Origin of the sequence: Actinoplanes philippinensis, from assembly GCF_900113015.1 — a bacterium.
Taxonomy (GTDB): Bacteria; Actinomycetota; Actinomycetes; order Mycobacteriales; family Micromonosporaceae; genus Actinoplanes; species Actinoplanes philippinensis.
In genome coordinates, this window is record NZ_FONV01000005.1 from 1 (window position 1) to 16,171 (window position 16,171).

The window sequence follows — 16,171 nt, forward strand, 5'->3', positions numbered from 1 at the left end:
ATGATCTTTGTGTGAGAACTCAGATCATGGACAGGGTCCTCCCTGTTTCACTAGACCTCGACCACCACAAATCCCCCCGATGGTCAAAACACGAGAAGCCGGGCCGGTGGGAAACCACCGGCCCGGCCTCCATCGGTACGGGTCAGGCGCCGCGCAGGGTGGCGCCGAACCGGGAGGAGGTCACGGCGACCGCGGCGTCGCGGGCGGCGATGGTCTCCTCCGAGGTGAGGGTGCGGTCAGGAGCGCGGAAGGTCAGCTTGTAGGCGAGGGACCGCTTGTCCGCGCCCAGCTGCTCCGACTCGTAGACGTCGAAGAGCGACACCGATTCGAGCAGGTCGCCGGCTCCTTCGGCGAGCGCCGCCTGCACGTCGGCGGCCGGGACCGTGCGATCCAGGACCAGCGCGACGTCGATCAGCGCGGGCGGGAAGGTGGAGATCCTCGGGGCGTCGACGACCGGGGCCTCCGGCAGCGCGTCCAGGTCGATCTCGGCGGCTGAGGTCCGTTTCGGCAGGTCGAGGGCGGTCAGCACGGCGGGGTGCAGCTCACCGGCGTGGCCCACGACTTCGCCGTCGACCAGGATCGCGGCGCAACGGCCGGGATGCCACGGCGCATGCTCGGCTGCCCGTACCGCGATCCGGGTCTCGGCGATGCCCGCCGCCGCGATCGCGACGCGCGCCGCCTCGATGGCGTCCGCCCACGTCGCGGCACGTCCCGCGCCCCACCAGCCGGCCGGCTCGATGTCGCCGGCCAGCACGACGGCGAGGTGCCACGGCTGCTCGGGGACGATCGCGTTGGCGGCCGCCCACTCCGCGTTGGTCGGGCGACGGTCCACGCCCAGCGAGGGGGGCGCGGTCGAGGTCAGGTGCGGCAGGAACACCGTGCCCGCCTCGAAGAGCGCGACGTCGCGGCGGCCCCGGCCGAGGTTCCGCTTCAGGATGCCGAGAAGCGGGCCGAGCAGCGTGGTACGCAGCAGCGGCTCCTCCTCCGACAGCGGGTTGGTGAGCCGGACCGCGCTGCGGCGCGGGTCGGCAGGGGGCAGCCCGAGGGCGTCGACGGTCCCGGGCGACACGAACGGGTACGACAGCACCTCGACGTAGCCGTTCTCGGCGAGCGCACGACCGACCGACCGGCGCTGTCTCTGCGCCGGGGTGAGGCCGCGGCTGGATCCGGCCGGAGGCAGCAAGCTCGGGATCTCGTTGTAGCCGCCGAGCCGCGCCACCTCCTCGATCAGGTCGATCGGGGCGACCAGGTCGGGACGCCAGGTCGGCGGCACGACGCTGAGCACCTCGTCGCCGCTGACCTCACAGCCGATCTTGCGCAGCAGGTCAGCCGCCTGCGCGCCGGTGTAGGGCAGGCCGATGAGACGGGACGGCGCGTCCGCCGGAAGCGTGAGCGCGACCGGGGGCACGACGTTGTCGATGTCCAGCACGAGCGGGTCGACTGTTCCGCCCGCGTGCTCGACCAGGATGTCGACGGCCTTCTGCAGCGCGGCGAGCGGCAGCGCCGGGTCGACGCCCCGCTCCCACCGCTTGGCGGCCTCGCTGAAGAGTTTGTGCCGCCGGGCGGTCCGGCCGACCATGACCGGGTCCCAGTGGGCGGCTTCGAGGAGCACGTTGACAGTGCCCTCCTGCCACTCGCTGGTCTCGCCGCCCATCACCGCGGCGAGCGAGATCGGCCCGGTCTCGTCGCAGATCACCATGTCCTCGGCGTCGAGCGCCCGCGCGACACCGTCCAGCGTGGTCAGCTTCTCACCGGCCCGGGCCCGCCGCACGACCAGGCCGCCGCGCAGGCTGTCCAGGTCGAAGACATGCATCGGCTGACCGAATTCGAGCATCAGGTAGTTGGTGATGTCGACGGGCAGCGAGATCGCGCGGATGCCGGCCTGGACGAGGCGCCGCCGCATCCACTCCGGAGACCGCGCGGCCGGGTCGAGGCCGCGGACGACCCGCGCCGCGAACCGGTCACAGCCCACGACGTCGTCGATCACGATCGGATGCGGGGCCTCCGCCGTCGCGGCGGCGGAATCAAGGGCGGCAGGATCCTGGAAAGGCACATCGAAGTACGTGGAAAGCTCCCGCGCGATGCCCCGGACGCTCATCTCGTAGCCCCGGTCCGGCGTGATCTCCACCTCGATCAGCACGTCGTCGAGCCCGACGATCGGCCGTGCGTCCACACCCGGCGGGGCCGAGCCGGCGGGCAGCACGATGATGCCCGAGTGGTCGTCGGACACGCCCAGCTCGGCGGCCGAGCAGATCATGCCGTTGGAGTTGCGGCCGTAGGTCTTCCGCGCGCCGATCCGGAACCCGCCGGGCAGCTCGCCACCGGGCAGGATCACCACGACGAGGTCACCCTCGGCGAAGTTGCGCGCCCCGCAGACGATCTCCTGCGGCTCCGGGTTGCCGACGTCGACGGTGCAGAACCGGATCGGCTTCTTGAACCCGGTCAGCTCCTCGATCGTCAGCACCCGGCCGACGACCAGGTCACCGAGGATCGTGCCGGCCTGGTCGACGATGCCCTCGACCTCCATGCCGAGGTTCGTGAGCGCCGCGTCCAGCTCCGAAGCGGTGATCCCCGCGGGCAGCTCGACGTACTCGCGCAGCCACGACAGTGACGTCTTCATCGCTTCAGGACTCCATTCCGAAGTTCGTGGTGAACCGCACGTCGCCCTCGACCATGTCGCGCATGTCGGAGACGCCGTTGCGGAACATCAGGGTCCGCTCGACACCCATGCCGAACGCGAAGCCCGAGTAGACGGCCGGATCGATGCCGCAGGCGGTGAGGACCCGCGGGTTGACCATGCCGCAGCCGCCCCACTCGACCCAGCGCGGGCCGTCACGGTGCTGCGGGAACCAGACGTCGAACTCGGCGGACGGCTCGGTGAACGGGAAGTAGTGCGGCCGCCAGCGGGTCTTCGCGTCCGGGCCGAGCATGGCCTTGGCGAAGTAGTCGAGAGTGCCGCGCAGATGCGCCATGGTGATGCCCTCGTCGATGACCAGGCCCTCGATCTGGTGGAACACCGGGCTGTGCGTGGCGTCCAGCTCGTCGGTCCGGTAGGCGCGGCCGGGACTGACGATGTAGATCGGCGGCTGCCGGTCGAGCATGGTGCGCACCTGGCCGGGCGACGTGTGGGTCCGCATGACCAGGCCGGGCAGGTCGACGAAGAACGTGTCGGCGGCGCCGCGGACCGGGTTGTCCGGGCCGATGTTGAGCGCGTCGAAGTTGGCCCACTCCAGCTCCAGCTGGGGGCCGTCGACGATCTCGTAGCCCATGCCGATGAACACGTCGCTCATGTGCTCCATCAGCGTGGTCAGCGGGTGGCGGGCGCCCCGCGGGCGGCGCGACCACGGCAGGGTGACGTCGACACGCTCCTCGACCAGGACCCGGGCGGCACGGTCCGCCTCGAGCTCGGCCTGGCGGGCGTCGTAGGCGGCCTGCACGGCCTGGCGGGCCACGTTGACGCGCTTGCCGGCGTCGGATTTCGCGGCCGGCGGCAGCGAACCGATCTCCCGGCGGGCCAGCGACACGGGCGAACGGTCGCCCAGGTGCGCGGGCTTCAGCGCGGTCAGCGCGTCGAGGTCGGCGGCGGTGGCGAACGCCTTCTCGGCCTCCGCCACGGCGCTCTCGAGAGACTCGGGCGCGAGCAGCACGGCCTGCTTCGGATCGTATGGATCGTTGCGGTAGGACATGGTAGGGCGAACTCCCTCAACACCGGATTTGCCATCGGGCATTTTACGGACGCACGGCTCGGCCGTAGCCCGCCGGTCAGGGAGTTGCGCGCAGAGAAGTCAGACCCGGCGCCCGCGACCAGCGGGCCGGATAAACAGACAGGACTCCTCGTTCACCGGCCCAGCATACCCTCAGCGCTGCGCGCGGGCCGAAGCATATAGGCAGACGGCGGCCGCGGCGGCCAGGTTCAGGCTTTCGGCGCCACCATAGATGGGTACGCGCACACGCCGGTCCGCCTCGCGCAAGAGGTCCTCCGGCAGCCCATGGGCCTCCGAGCCGAACAGCCACGCCGTCGGCGACGCGAGCTGCCCGCCGTCGAGCAGCGAGTCCACGTCGTCCTCCCCGGTGCCGCTGGTGGCGAGCACCTGCAGCCCGCTGTCCTGGAGCAGCTCCACGACGCTCAGCGGGGACCGGACGACGTCCACGTGGAACAGTGAGCCGGCGGACGACCGTACACACTTGCCGTTGTAGGGGTCGACGGCGTCGCCGGCGAAGACGACCACGCCGGCCCCCGCGGCATCCGCCGTGCGCAGCACGGTCCCGGCGTTGCCGGGGTCCCGGATCTCGGCGACCACCGCGACCAGGCGGGGGTTCTTCGCGAGAGCCTCGCCGATCGGGACGTCGTTCTGCTCGCAGACGGCGACCAGCCCCTGCGGGTGGACCGTCTCGGCGAGCGCGGCCAGGGCGTCGTCGGTGACCGGTGACAGCTCGGGCGCCTGCGCGGCCAGGTCGGCGTGGCGGTCCAGCGCCGCCGGGGTGCCGAACAGCTCGATCACCGCCCCCGCGGCGAGCGCCTCGCGCACGGCCTGCGGGCCTTCGGCCAGGAAGCGCCCGGACTGGTCACGGTCCCGGCGGCGCTGCAGGCGGCGGGCGGCGACGATGCGGGGGGTACGCGGCGTGAACATGATCTCCTCACGACGGCGCCTCCCGACCGTGACGATCGGGAGGCGCCGGAAACGTGCTACGCGATAACTCAGGCAGCCTGAGCGGCGGCGCCGCCGGTGCCCTCGGCCGCGACGGCCGCACGAGCGATCTCGACGATGGCGGCGAACGCAGCCGCGTCGTGGACCGCGAGGTCGGCCAGGATCTTACGGTCGACCTCGACCTCGGCCAGCTTGAGACCCTGGATCAGGCGGTTGTAGGTCAGGCCGTTGGCCCGGGCCGCCGCGTTGATACGGGTGATCCACAGCTGACGGAAGTCGCCCTTCCGGTCACGGCGGTCACGGTACGAGTACTGCATCGAGTGCAGCACCTGCTCCTTGGCCTTCCGGTACAGGCGGGAGCGCTGACCGCGGTAGCCGCTCGCGGTCTCGAGCAGGGTGCGGCGCTTCTTCTGGGCGTTTACCGCCCGCTTGACGCGTGCCATTTCAGTTACTCCTAATCGGGGCTGGTCAGGCGCGCGTCAGCGGCCCAGAAGCTTGTTCACTCGCTTGGTGTCGGCCTTGGCCACGGTGACCGTGCCGGTCATCCGGCGGGTGACGCGGGAGCTCTTGTGCTCCAGGAGGTGACGCTTACCGGCCTGCTCGGTGACGAGCTTTCCCTTGCCGGTGACCTTCACCCGCTTACCCATGCCGGTGTGGCTCTTCATCTTCGGCACTTGACGCCTCTTTCTGATCTTTCCCCGCAACCGGGGGGATGCGAGGAAAAGCTGACGAACTACTCTGCGGTGGTGTCGGCAGGAACGGCCGGCACTTCGCCGGCACCATCGCCCTCGCGCGGCTCACGGCCGGGCTTGGCGCCCGCCGCGGTGGCAGCAACGGCAGCGGCCTTGGTGGCTCGATGCGGCGCGAGCACCATGATCATGTTCCGGCCGTCCTGCTTCGGGCTGGCCTCGACGAAGCCGAGTTCCGAGATCTCCTCGCTGAGCCGGCGCAGGAGCCGGAAACCCAGCTCGGGGCGGCTCTGCTCACGACCACGGAACATGATCGTCACCTTGACCTTGTCGCCCGCCTTGAGGAACCGCACCACGTGACCCTTTTTGGTCTCGTAGTCGTGCGGGTCGATCTTCGGCCGCAGCTTCATTTCCTTGATGACGGTCTGCTGCTGATTGCGCCGCGCTTCGCGGGCCTTGAGTGCGCTCTCGTACTTGAACTTGCCGAAGTCCATGAGCTTGCACACCGGCGGCCGCGCCATCGGAGCAACCTCGACCAGGTCCAGGTCGACATCCGCGGCCAGCTGGAGAGCGCGCTCGAGCGGCACGATGCCGACCTGCTCACCCTCCGGACCGACCAGACGGACCTCACGAGCCCGGATCTGTTCGTTCACGCGTGGTTCGACGCTGATGGGGCCTCCTCAGTTGATACCTCACCCGGCCGGGTAGGTCGGGCGCTGCCAATGTCGGTCGGCCCCGAGTGTCCCGAGGTGGGACGCCGGGAAAGTAGAAGGCCCCGAGCCGCTCTCCCGAAGGAGGGCACGCCGGGGCCCGCTCGACCGGTCATCGGCGCCCAAACGAGGACGCGCGCCCGACAAGAGATATTCCCCTGTCAGGGAGACCGGACCCGGCCACGGTCAGGTGACTCGGGTGGGAACCAGCGGGCTCCTCTTTCGCGCTCACACCCTCGAGACGAGAGGTGGGCGTGGTCGACTGCCCGCAATCCTATCAGGCGTCGTGAGCAGCCTGATGCAGAGCCCTCAGGGCACGGACGCCGTCGAGCGCGTAGTCCTTGTCGACGGCCTGCAGCGCGTGCACCGGCACCTGATCGTCGTTCTCCAGCTCCAGGTGCGCCCACGCCGAGTTCCGGTCGAACCGGACGGCACGGACCACCGACCACGGCAGCTCGTAGCCGCCGATCACGTTGCGCACCCGGATCCCGGCCGCGTCGGCGGTGACCCGCGGCCGGCAGAACAGCAGGATGCCCAGCCCCAGCAGGACGCCCAGGCCGATCATCGCGAGCTGGTCGCCGCGCTGGAAGCTGGCCTGCGAGTTCTGGAAGCCGGCCGAGCCGTGCAGGCCGAAGCTGAGCACGGTGAACAGCAGCGTGATCCCGGCGGCCAGCGGACCGGCCACCCAGCGGATCCTCTTCGGGCGGAACAGGACGGCGGTCATCAGAGCCTGCAGTTCGCGATGGCGGTGACCAGGATGGCGCGGGCGCCCAGGTCGTAGAGCTCGTCCATGACCCGGTGCACGTCGATGCGCTGGACCATCGCCTGCACGGCGACCCAGCCCTCCCGGTGCAGCGGGGAGACGGTCGGCGACTCGATGCCGGGGGTCAGGCCGGTGGCCTGGTCCAGCAGGTCGGCGCGTACGTCGTACGCCAGCATCACGAAGTTTCTCGCGACCAGCACGCCGTGCAGCCGCCGCAGCAGCTGGGAGGCGGCGGCCGGGGCCTCCTCCTCGCGACCGATGAGGATCGCCGACGACTGCATGATCGGGTCGCCGATGGTGACCAGGCCCGCCTGGCGCAGCGTCGCCCCGGTCTCCACCACGTCGGCGATGAGGTCGGCGACGCCGAGGCGGACCGCATTTTCCACAGCGCCGTCGAGGCGCACCACGTCCGCCTTGAGCTCGTGCTCGGCCAGGTAGCGGCCGACCACTCCGGGGTACGCGGTGGCGATGCGGCGGCCACCGATCCCGTCGACGCCGGTGATCGTCCCGGCGGGGGCGGCCCAGCGGAAGGTGGCCCGGCCGAAGTTCAGATCGAGCAGCTCGGCGGCGGGGACGCCGGAGTCGACGAGCAGGTCCCGGCCGGTGATGCCGAGATCCAGATCACCGGAGCCGACGTACGTCGCGATGTCCTTCGGCCGCAGGTAGAAGAACTCGACGTTGTTGGCTTCGTCACGGCAGATCAGGTCTTTGGGGTCGGTGCGCTGGCGGTACCCGGCGTCCCGCAACATCTGTGACGCGGGCGCGGACAGGGTGCCCTTGTTCGGAATGGCGATGCGCAGCATGACGTGCTCCTTCAAGGTGTGAACGGGTCTTGTGGACGCGTGTCACAGATGTCGGTAGACGTCCTCGAGCTTCAGTCCAGTGGCGATCATCAGGACTTGGGCCTGGTAGAGCAGCTGGGAGATCTCCTCGGCAGCGCGGTCCGGCCCCTCGTGCTCGGCGGCCATCCACGACTCGGCCGCCTCCTCGACGACCTTCTTGCCGATGAAGTGGACTCCGCGTTCGAGCGCCTCGACGGTGCCCGAACCGGGTGTCTTGTCCGCCGCCTTGCTTTGCAACTCGGCAAACAGTTCTTCGAACGTCTTCACGAGGACCGATTGTGGCAGCTCATCACGTCTTGACGACGAACGCCCCCAGCCCGTGGGACGTCTTCTAAGCTCCCGGGCATGGTCAGCCGATTCACCCCCGTGGCCCTCGGAGGCGCAGCCCTGCTGCTCGCCGCCCTGACGGCATGTTCCCCCGCAGACGAAGACGAGACGACCAGCACACCGTCGGCCGCCCCCGCCGCGACGTGCGACCCGGCGTCTCTGAAGACCCTGACCGCCGGAAAGCTCACCGTCGGCACCGACACCCCGGCGTACGAGCCGTGGTACGCCGACAACAAGCCGGACAACGGCAAGGGCTTCGAGTCCGCCGTCGCCTACCAGGTCGCCCAGCGTCTCGGGTACCAGCAGACCGATGTGGTGTGGACCCAGGTCGGGTTCAACAACGCGATCGCGCCCGGCCCGAAGACGTTCGACATCGACATCAACCAGTTCTCGATCACCGAGGAGCGCAAGAAGGCGGTGGACTTCTCGTCGCCGTACTACCTGGTGCGCCAGACGGTGATCACCACCAAGGGCTCGAAGATCGCCGGGGCGAAGACACTGGCCGACCTGAAGGACGCCAAGCTCGGCGCCCAGGTCGGGACCACCAGCTACCAGGCCGTCACCGACGTGATCAAGCCGACCGGCCAGCCGCAGGTGTTCAACAACAACGACGACGCCAAGAAGGCGCTGGAGAACGGCACGGTCGACGGCATCGTGGTGGACCTGCCGACCGCGTTCTACATGACCGGCGCCGAACTCAAGGACGGCGTGATCGTCGGTCAGCTGAGCCAGGTCGGCGTGCCCGAGCAGTTCGGCATCGTGCTCGACAAGGGCTCGCCGCTGACCGGCTGCGTCAGCAAGGCGGTGGACCAGCTCCGTCAGGACGGCACCCTCGCCGTGCTGGAGAAGACCTGGCTCGCCGACACCGCCGGGGCACCCGAGCTCCTGTGACGTACCAGCCAAGCACTCGGCAACAGGAACGGATCGCCTACCGTCGCGGACGGGCGGTCCGTTCCGTCCTGCTGGCCGCCGCATCGACAGCCGTCGTCGGCATCGCGCTCGCCGTCGGCATCACCGGCGCGCCCGGCTGGAAACGGGTCAAGGAGTCCTTCTTCGACCTGGACACCGCGCAGAAGTACCTCCCGCAGATCCTGGAAGGGCTCTGGCTCAACCTGAAGCTGCTGGTGGTGTGCGCGACCCTGGCGCTGGCGCTGGGGCTGCTCGTCGCGGTGCTGCGGACCCTGCGCGGCCCGGTGTTCTTCCCGGTACGCGCCCTGGCCACCGGATACACGTACTCGTTCCGCGGCCTGCCGCTGATCATCGTGCTCTACCTGTTCGCGTTCGGCATCCCCGGGCTGCGGCTCAAGGGCACCCCGGACGTGCTGGTGCTGGGCGCCGCGGCGATCATCGTGACGTACGGCGCGTACCTGGCCGAGGTGTTCCGGGCCGGCATCGAGTCGGTGCACCCGAGCCAGATCGCGGCGGCCCGGTCGCTGGGCCTGAGCTACCGGCAGGCGATGCGGCACGTGGTGCTGCCGCAGGCGGTCCGCCGGGTCGCGCCGCCGCTGCTCAACGACACGGTGGCCCTGCAGAAGGACGTCGGCCTGATCTCGCTGGCCGGCCCGATCGACGCCATCCGGGCCGCCCAGATCGGCGTGGCCCAGGACGCCGACTTCACCCCGTACATCGTCGCCGGGGTCTTGTTCGTTCTTCTCGCCCTGCCGCTGATCGCCGTCACCGATGTCGTGACGCTGCGGGCGGCCCGTCGCCAGAATGCGGGGACCTGAGTGCTTCTCGAATGCCGGGACGTCCGCAAGGTCTTCGGTGACCACGTCATCCTCGACGGCCTCACCCTGGATGTGGCCGAGCACGAGGTGGTGGCCCTGATCGGCGCCTCCGGGTCGGGCAAGTCGACGCTGCTGCGCTGCGTCAACCTGCTCGCCGAGATCGACGACGGCACGATCCACCTGGACGGCGAGGAGATCACCGACCCACGTGCCGACGCCGACCGGGTACGCCAGAGGATCGGGCTGGTCTTCCAGTCGTACAACCTGTTCCCGCACATGACGGTGCTGGACAACATCACGCTGGCGCCGGTACACGTACACGGCAGGCCGGTGAAGGAGGCGAAGGAGCAGGCGCTGCAGTGGCTGGACCGGGTCGGTCTGGCCGACCGGTCGGGCGCCTACCCGGACCGGCTCTCCGGCGGCCAGCAGCAGCGCGTCGCGATCGTCCGGGCCCTGGTCAACAATCCGCGCCTGCTCCTGCTCGACGAGGTGACGTCGGCGCTCGACCCGGAGCTGGTCGGCGAGGTGCTGTCGATGATCCGCGACCTCAAGGGCGAGGGCATGACGATGGTGCTGGCCACCCACGAGATGGGTTTCGCCAAGCAGGTCGCCGACCGGGTCGCCTTCCTGGACTCCGGCCGGGTCCTCGAACAGGGGCCACCGGAGCAGGTGCTCGGTGACCCCGTCGAGGCCCGGACCCGTCAGTTCCTGAAGCGGATCATCGAGGCCGGGAGGTTGTAGCGCGACGGGTCTACGGCTTGGCGACCTCACGGATGGCGAGGGCGGCGTCGAGCACGGCCACCGTGCTCTGCCAGCCCTTGTCCTCGATCGAGTCCTCCAGGCCGGCCCGGTCGCGGGCCTGACCGAGGCTGTGCACGGTCAGCACACCGTGCGCGACCGGGGTGCTCTCGTCCAGCGCCACCCGGGTCAGGCCCGAGGTGACCGCGTCACACACGTACTCGAAGTGCTGGGTCTCGCCCTTGATCACCACGCCCAGCGCGACGACCGCGTCCACCCGGCGGGCCAGGGCCTGCGCCACCACGGGCAGCTCCACGGAGCCGGCCACCCGGACGGTGATCACATCCGTCACGCCGCACGCCTCGGCAGCGGCCACCGCCCTGGCGATCATGTGCTCGACCAGGTCGTTGTGCCACCGTGAACCGACGATCCCGAGCCGGAGCCCGGCAGCGTCGACGGTCTGCATGTGCGGATCACCGAAGCCGGCCATGTGTGTCCCCCTTCATCGTCATTGTTGCCCCGATCGGGGACTGGTTCAGGCCAACTCCGCGAACAGGTGGCCCATCCGGTCCCGCTTGGTGCGCAGGTACCGGACGTTCTCCGGGTGCAGGCGGACGGGCAGCTCCTCGCGGCCGGTCACGCGTAGCCCGTACCCCTCGAGGCCCGCTCTTTTCGCGGGGTTGTTGGTGAGCAGGCGCATCGAGCGGATGCCGAGGTCGACGAGGATCTGCGCCCCGATGCCGTAGTCACGGGCGTCCGCCGGCAGGCCCAGCTCGAGGTTGGCGTCGACCGTGTCGAAACCGCGGTCCTGCAGCTGGTAGGCCTGCAGCTTGTGCAACAGGCCGATGCCGCGGCCCTCGTGGCCGCGCATGTACAGCACCACCCCGCGCCCGGCGGCGGCGACCCGTTCCAGGGCGGCGTCGAGCTGCGGGCCGCAGTCGCAGCGCCGGGAGCCGAAGACGTCACCGGTGAGGCACTCGGAATGCACCCGGACCAGCACGTCCTCGCCGTCGCCGAGGTCACCGAAGACCAGCGCCACGTGCTCGCCGTCATCCGCGGCGGCCCGGTAACCGACCGCCGTGAAGACGCCGTGCTCGGTCGGCAGGACCGTCTCGACGACCCGCTCGACCTGGCTGCCCTCGCGGAAGCGCAGGTAGGCGATCAGCTCCTCGATGCTGATCAGGGCGAGGTCGTGATCGGCCGCGAACTTCTCCAGGTCGGGACGGCGCTGCATGGTGCCGTCGTCGTTGACCATCTCGCAGAGCACCCCGGCCGGCCGGCAGCCCGCCAGCACCGCCAGGTCGATGGAGGCCTCGGTGTGGCCCGGGCGGCGCAGGACGCCACCGGCCTTGGCCCGCAGCGGCACGACGTGGCCGGGCCGGTTGAAGTCGGTGGGCTCGCTGGTGGCCGAGGCGAGCAGCCGGATCGTGTGCGCCCGGTCGGCGGCCGAGATGCCGGTGCTGACGCCGTGTCTCGCATCGACGGTCACCGCGTAGGCGGTGCCCCGCGCGTCCTGGTTGGTGTGGAACATCGGCGGCAGGTCCAGCCGGTCCGCCTCGCTCTCGGGCAGCGGCACGCAGATGTACCCGGACGTGTACCGCACCATGAAGGCGACCAGCTCCGGCGTGGCGTGCTCGGCCGCGAAGATGAGGTCGCCCTCGTTCTCCCGGTCCTCGTCGTCCACCACGATCACCGCCTTGCCGGCGGCTATGTCCGCGATCGCGCGCTCGACGTTCTCAAACATTACGGCCCCCCAGCATCTTCTCCACGTACTTGGCGATCACGTCGACCTCGAGGTTGACCGGATCTCCGATGGCCTTGCTGCCCAGCACGGTCAGCTTCGACGTGGCCGGGATCATCCCGACCGAGAAGCTGTCCTCGTCGACCGCCATGACCGTCAGCGACACGCCGTCGACGGTGATCGACCCCTTCTCCACCACGTATCTCGCCAGCTCGGACGGCAGCGAGAAACGCACCACCTCCCACTGATCGGCGGGCTCGCGGGCGATGATCCGCGCGACCCCGTCGACGTGTCCCTGCACCAGGTGACCGCCGAGACGGCTGCCCAGCGCGGCGGCCCGCTCCAGGTTGACGTTGCTGCCCTCGCGCAGGGCGCCGAGCGACGTACGCCGCAGGGTCTCGCCCATCACGTCGGCGGTGAACACCCCGTCGACGTTGTCGATGACGGTGAGGCAACAGCCGTTCACCGAGATCGAGTCGCCGTGGCGTGCGTCCGAGGTGACCAGCGGGCCGCGCACGGCGATCACGGCGGAGTCCTCTGCTCCCTCGGTCAGGCGCACGATCTCGCCCAGCTCTTCAACGATTCCGGTGAACATCTGTCACTTCTCCTTGGGACGGAGTGTCGCTGTGAAACGCAGATCGCCGCCGATCCGCGTGATGTCGGTGAAGTCGAGTTCGACGGCGTCGGCGATGGTGCCGATACCGGCATCCACCAGCGCGGCACGCCCGTCGCCGAGCAGTTTGGGCGCCACATAGCCGACCACCCGGTCGATCAGCCCGGCGGCCAGGAAACCGCCGGCCAGCGTCGGGCCGCCCTCCAGCAGCACGTTGCGCACACCACGGGCGAACAGCGCGATGAGCAGCGCGGTCAGGTCGACGCGGCCATCCGGCCCGGCGCCGGCAGCGGCCGCCGTGACGATCCAGGTGGGTGCGGCCGCATCACGGACCCGAGCATTTTCCGGGGTACGCCCGAACGAGTCCACCACCACACGCAGAGGCTGTTTGATCGCCAGCGTGCCATCGCGCAGGTCACGGACGGTCAGCTGCGGATCGTCGGCGAGCACCGTGCCGACGCCGGCCACGATCGCGTCGACGGTGCCGCGGAGCACGTGCACGTCGGCCCGGGACTCGGCCGCGGAGATCCACTGGCTGGTCCCGTCGGCAGCGGCCGACCGCCCGTCCAGCGTCGCCGCGAATTTCCAGGTCACATACGGCCGGCCCCGGCGCACCGCGGTCAGCCACGCGATGTTGCCGGCCTCGGCTGCCTCCCGCCGCACCCCGGTGACCACCTCGATGCCGGCCGCCCGCAGCGTCGCCGCGCCCCCGGCCGCCACCGGCGTCGGGTCGTCCACCGCGATCACCACACGCCGCACACCCGCGTTGACCAGCGCCTCCGCGCACGGACCGGTACGCCCGGTGTGGTTGCACGGCTCCAGGGTCACCACGCAGGTCCCGCCGCGGGCCCGCTCCCCCGCCTGGGCGAGGGCGACGATCTCGGCGTGCGGGCCACCGGCATACGCGTGGAAACCCTCGCCGACCACCGCGCCGTCGGGCCCGAGCAGGATGCAGCCGACCACCGGGTTGGGGCTGGTCGTGCCGAGGCCCCGGGCGGCCAGCGCGACAGCGCGGCGCATCGCCTCGTCCTCGGTCACCATCTGGCGGTCCTCTCGCGCGGTGCGGTCACGCGCTGGAGAGGGGGAGTTATCGCCAGGAATCGGACAAGAAGGGTACGCTTCGCGCACCCCGGCCGGCTCGTGCCGACGAGGGCACGACCCGCTCCGATCCCGCGCGCTGTCTCCCATCCGGACTGTCTGATCGGCTTCCCAGCCGGTCAACCGTCGGCCCTGGAGTCTCACCAGGTCCACCGTCTGCCTTGGTAGGCAACCGGGTCGCGGGCTTACCGTCGCTCTCGCGTCGGATCACCGCCGGTTCGGAATTTCACCGAGTCCCGCCAGCGCGTGGTGGGTCACCCCCGAGTCTTGCACTACTTCGGGATTTTGCCACCTCCCTGGCGACCTACCTCACATCCGCCGCCAGTATTCCCACCGAAGCACTGGGATTTGTCACTCCGCTTCGATGCGCCGCCGGTCGATCGCCACATACGATCCGGGCTGCGACTTCGCGACCTTCTTCATCTCCGAGGCGACCGCGATCACCACCCGCGGATCGGTGAACCGGCGCCCGTCATCGGTCGACTGCGCCACCCCGATCGAGAGCGTGACCAGGGCCGCCTTCTGCTTGTTGCCACGCCGGTCCGGCACCTCGATGTAGCCACGCTGCGCGTCACCCGGCTCGTACAGCCGGTCCGCCGCCGTCTCGAAATCGGTCACCGTCCGCTGGGTCAGCGGCAGCACCTGATCCGGGTGGCAGATGAAGACGAAGTCGTCACCGCCGATGTGCCCCAGGAAGATCGACGGCTTGCCGGTCTGCGACGCGGCCCGCTGCAGGCTCCGGGCGAGAGCGATGATGAACTCGTCGCCACGGTCGAACCCGTACACGTCGTTGACGCTCTTGAACCGATCGACGTCGATGTAGCCGACCGAGTAGTCGTCGCCGCCACGCATCCGCTCACTGATCTCCCGCCGCACCCGCGCGTTGCCCGGCAGGCCGGTCAGCGGCGACACCTCACGGGCGTCCTTGTGCCGGCGCAGCGTGTTGGTGACCCGCGCGATCAGCTCCTCCAGATCGAAGGGCTTGACCAGGTAGTCGTCGGCGCCCGCCTGCAGACCGTGCACCTTGTCGCCGGTCAGCCCCATCGCGGTCAGCATGATCACCGGAAGCGCCGAGGTCAGCGGCTCGGCGCGGAGCTGGCGGATCAACTCGACCCCGTCCATCCGCGGCATCATCCAGTCGATCACCGCGAGGTCCGGCCGGTGCGTCTCCATCAGGTCGAGCGCCTCCTGGCCGTCCCGCGCCCGGATCACCTCGAACCCGCGGAGCCTCAGGTTGAACTCGACGAACCCGGCGATGTCCTGGTCGTCGTCGACCACCAGGATCAGGCTCGGTCCCTCTTCGGGATCCAGCTCGGGATCGATCTCGGGGAGCGACTCAGCCGTGCTCATCGAACCTTCCTGCAAGCGCCGGGGGCGTAAGGCTAGATAATGCTGCCTGCAACGGTCCTCACGCCAGCCCCATCCGGGCCTTCGCGAGAGCGCGCAGCTTGCGGATCGCCTCGGACGGGTCGGCCGCGCCGTAGACGGCGGTGCCCGCCACGAAAGCGTCGGCGCCCGCCTCGGCAGCCTGCTCGATCGTGTCGGCCGCGATGCCGCCGTCCACCTCGATGCGGATCTCCAGGTCGTTGACCCGGGCCCGGCGGCGCACGTCACGCACCTTCTCCAGCAGCTCCGGCATGAACGCCTGCCCGCCGAAACCCGCCTTGATCGTCATGATCAGGACGGTGTCGAGGTAGGGCAGCAACTCCAGATACGGCTCCACCGGGGTGTCCCGGTCGATCGCCAGACCCGCCTTGGCCCCGGCCGCCCGCAACGTCTTCGCCAGCGCCACCGGATCGTCACAGGCCTCCGCGTGGAAGGTGACGTTGTAGGCGCCCGCCTCCGCATACGCCGGCGCCCACCGCTGCGGATCGGTGATCATCAGGTGCACGTCGAACGGGATGCTCGTCGCCTTGCGCAGGCTCTGCACCACCGGCAGGCCGATCGTCAGGTTGGGCACGAAATGGTTGTCCATGACATCCACGTGGACCCAGTCGGCCGCGCCCTCGATCGCCTGCACCTCCTCCGCCAGACGGGAGAAGTCGGAGGCGAGGATGCTCGGCGCGATGATGGGTTCCACGCGACGAAGTCTACGGTCCGGCGATGCGAGAAGGCCGGGCCATCCCGGCCCGGCCTCACTTCCTTCAGACCCCATCGGGTACGGCCGACACGCGCCGGTCCGTCCGGCGCGGGCCGCCCTCCCGCATCGCCCAACCGGCCGTCAGCTCGTGCGGCGCGCGCCGCCCTCCGGCATCCGCCGAACCGGCCATCAGC

At 70.1% G+C, this 16,171-nt stretch carries 18 protein-coding genes and 1 riboswitch; of the genes, 3 read left to right on the forward strand and 15 right to left on the reverse strand.

Going from position 1 to position 16,171, the window contains the following annotated elements:
- Window positions 1-142: 142 nt before the first annotated feature.
- The 9 genes from pheT to BM290_RS13490 all read right to left on the reverse strand — a co-directional run bounded on the left by pheT (window position 143) and on the right by BM290_RS13490 (window position 7,920).
- Window positions 143-2,620: a phenylalanine--tRNA ligase subunit beta gene (gene pheT / locus BM290_RS13450; protein ID WP_093613772.1), complete on the reverse strand. Its 2,478-nt coding sequence runs from the start codon at window positions 2,618-2,620 to the stop codon at window positions 143-145.
- Between the two features lie 4 nt (window positions 2,621-2,624).
- A complete protein-coding gene (gene pheS, locus BM290_RS13455; RefSeq protein ID WP_093613774.1) occupies window positions 2,625-3,686 on the reverse strand; it encodes a phenylalanine--tRNA ligase subunit alpha in 1,062 nt (353 codons plus the stop codon).
- Between the two features lie 171 nt (window positions 3,687-3,857).
- Complete coding sequence (locus BM290_RS13460) at window positions 3,858-4,631, reverse strand: TrmH family RNA methyltransferase (RefSeq protein WP_093613776.1); 774 nt, start codon at window positions 4,629-4,631, stop codon at window positions 3,858-3,860.
- Between the two features lie 68 nt (window positions 4,632-4,699).
- A complete protein-coding gene (rplT, locus tag BM290_RS13465; RefSeq protein WP_093613778.1) occupies window positions 4,700-5,092 on the reverse strand; it encodes a 50S ribosomal protein L20 in 393 nt (130 codons plus the stop codon).
- Window positions 5,093-5,128: 36 nt separating this feature from the next.
- The gene (gene rpmI, locus BM290_RS13470; protein WP_014446292.1) at window positions 5,129-5,323 is read right to left on the reverse strand and encodes a 50S ribosomal protein L35; all 195 of its coding nucleotides are present in this window, start codon (window positions 5,321-5,323) and stop codon (window positions 5,129-5,131) included.
- Window positions 5,324-5,382: 59 nt separating this feature from the next.
- Entirely contained in the window at window positions 5,383-5,991 is a 609-nt protein-coding gene (gene infC / locus BM290_RS13475; protein WP_093613780.1) for a translation initiation factor IF-3, read from the reverse strand.
- Between the two features lie 334 nt (window positions 5,992-6,325).
- The gene (locus BM290_RS13480) at window positions 6,326-6,772 is read right to left on the reverse strand and encodes a PH domain-containing protein (protein ID WP_093613782.1); all 447 of its coding nucleotides are present in this window, start codon (window positions 6,770-6,772) and stop codon (window positions 6,326-6,328) included.
- Entirely contained in the window at window positions 6,772-7,614 is an 843-nt protein-coding gene (gene hisG / locus BM290_RS13485) for an ATP phosphoribosyltransferase (RefSeq protein WP_093614691.1), read from the reverse strand. The genes BM290_RS13480 and hisG overlap by 1 nt, the downstream gene beginning before the upstream one ends.
- A 42-nt stretch (window positions 7,615-7,656) precedes the next feature.
- Window positions 7,657-7,920: a phosphoribosyl-ATP diphosphatase gene (locus BM290_RS13490; RefSeq protein WP_093613784.1), complete on the reverse strand. Its 264-nt coding sequence runs from the start codon at window positions 7,918-7,920 to the stop codon at window positions 7,657-7,659.
- A 78-nt stretch (window positions 7,921-7,998) separates the two neighbouring features.
- Here BM290_RS13490 and BM290_RS13495 point away from each other — a divergent pair, with 78 nt between their 5' ends.
- Genes BM290_RS13495 through BM290_RS13505 form a run of 3 tightly spaced genes read left to right on the forward strand, consistent with a single transcriptional unit; the run spans window position 7,999 to window position 10,448 of the window.
- Window positions 7,999-8,871, forward strand: a complete 873-nt coding sequence (locus BM290_RS13495; protein ID WP_093613786.1) for an ABC transporter substrate-binding protein — start codon at window positions 7,999-8,001, stop codon at window positions 8,869-8,871.
- Window positions 8,868-9,707: an amino acid ABC transporter permease gene (locus BM290_RS13500; protein WP_093613788.1), complete on the forward strand. Its 840-nt coding sequence runs from the start codon at window positions 8,868-8,870 to the stop codon at window positions 9,705-9,707. The genes BM290_RS13495 and BM290_RS13500 overlap by 4 nt, the downstream gene beginning before the upstream one ends.
- Entirely contained in the window at window positions 9,708-10,448 is a 741-nt protein-coding gene (locus tag BM290_RS13505; protein WP_093613790.1) for an amino acid ABC transporter ATP-binding protein, read from the forward strand.
- 10 nt (window positions 10,449-10,458) lie between these two features.
- Here the strand turns inward: BM290_RS13505 and ribH are convergent, their stop codons facing one another.
- The 6 genes from ribH to rpe all read right to left on the reverse strand — a co-directional run bounded on the left by ribH (window position 10,459) and on the right by rpe (window position 15,977).
- Complete coding sequence (gene ribH, locus BM290_RS13510) at window positions 10,459-10,935, reverse strand: 6,7-dimethyl-8-ribityllumazine synthase (protein WP_093613792.1); 477 nt, start codon at window positions 10,933-10,935, stop codon at window positions 10,459-10,461.
- A gap of 45 nt (window positions 10,936-10,980) precedes the next feature.
- Window positions 10,981-12,189: a bifunctional 3,4-dihydroxy-2-butanone-4-phosphate synthase/GTP cyclohydrolase II gene (locus BM290_RS13515; RefSeq protein ID WP_093613794.1), complete on the reverse strand. Its 1,209-nt coding sequence runs from the start codon at window positions 12,187-12,189 to the stop codon at window positions 10,981-10,983.
- On the reverse strand, window positions 12,182-12,781 hold the full coding sequence (locus BM290_RS13520; protein ID WP_093613796.1) for a riboflavin synthase: 600 nt from the start codon (window positions 12,779-12,781) through the stop codon (window positions 12,182-12,184). The genes BM290_RS13515 and BM290_RS13520 overlap by 8 nt, the downstream gene beginning before the upstream one ends.
- A 3-nt stretch (window positions 12,782-12,784) precedes the next feature.
- Window positions 12,785-13,840, reverse strand: coding sequence for a bifunctional diaminohydroxyphosphoribosylaminopyrimidine deaminase/5-amino-6-(5-phosphoribosylamino)uracil reductase RibD (gene ribD / locus BM290_RS13525; RefSeq protein WP_093613798.1), 1,056 nt, complete (start codon window positions 13,838-13,840; stop codon window positions 12,785-12,787).
- Between the two features lie 131 nt (window positions 13,841-13,971).
- A riboswitch (FMN riboswitch) is annotated at window positions 13,972-14,145 on the reverse strand.
- 103 nt (window positions 14,146-14,248) lie between these two features.
- Entirely contained in the window at window positions 14,249-15,247 is a 999-nt protein-coding gene (locus BM290_RS13530; protein WP_177319697.1) for a GGDEF domain-containing response regulator, read from the reverse strand.
- A gap of 58 nt (window positions 15,248-15,305) precedes the next feature.
- Window positions 15,306-15,977, reverse strand: a complete 672-nt coding sequence (rpe, locus tag BM290_RS13535; protein WP_093613800.1) for a ribulose-phosphate 3-epimerase — start codon at window positions 15,975-15,977, stop codon at window positions 15,306-15,308.
- Window positions 15,978-16,171: the final 194 nt, after the last annotated feature.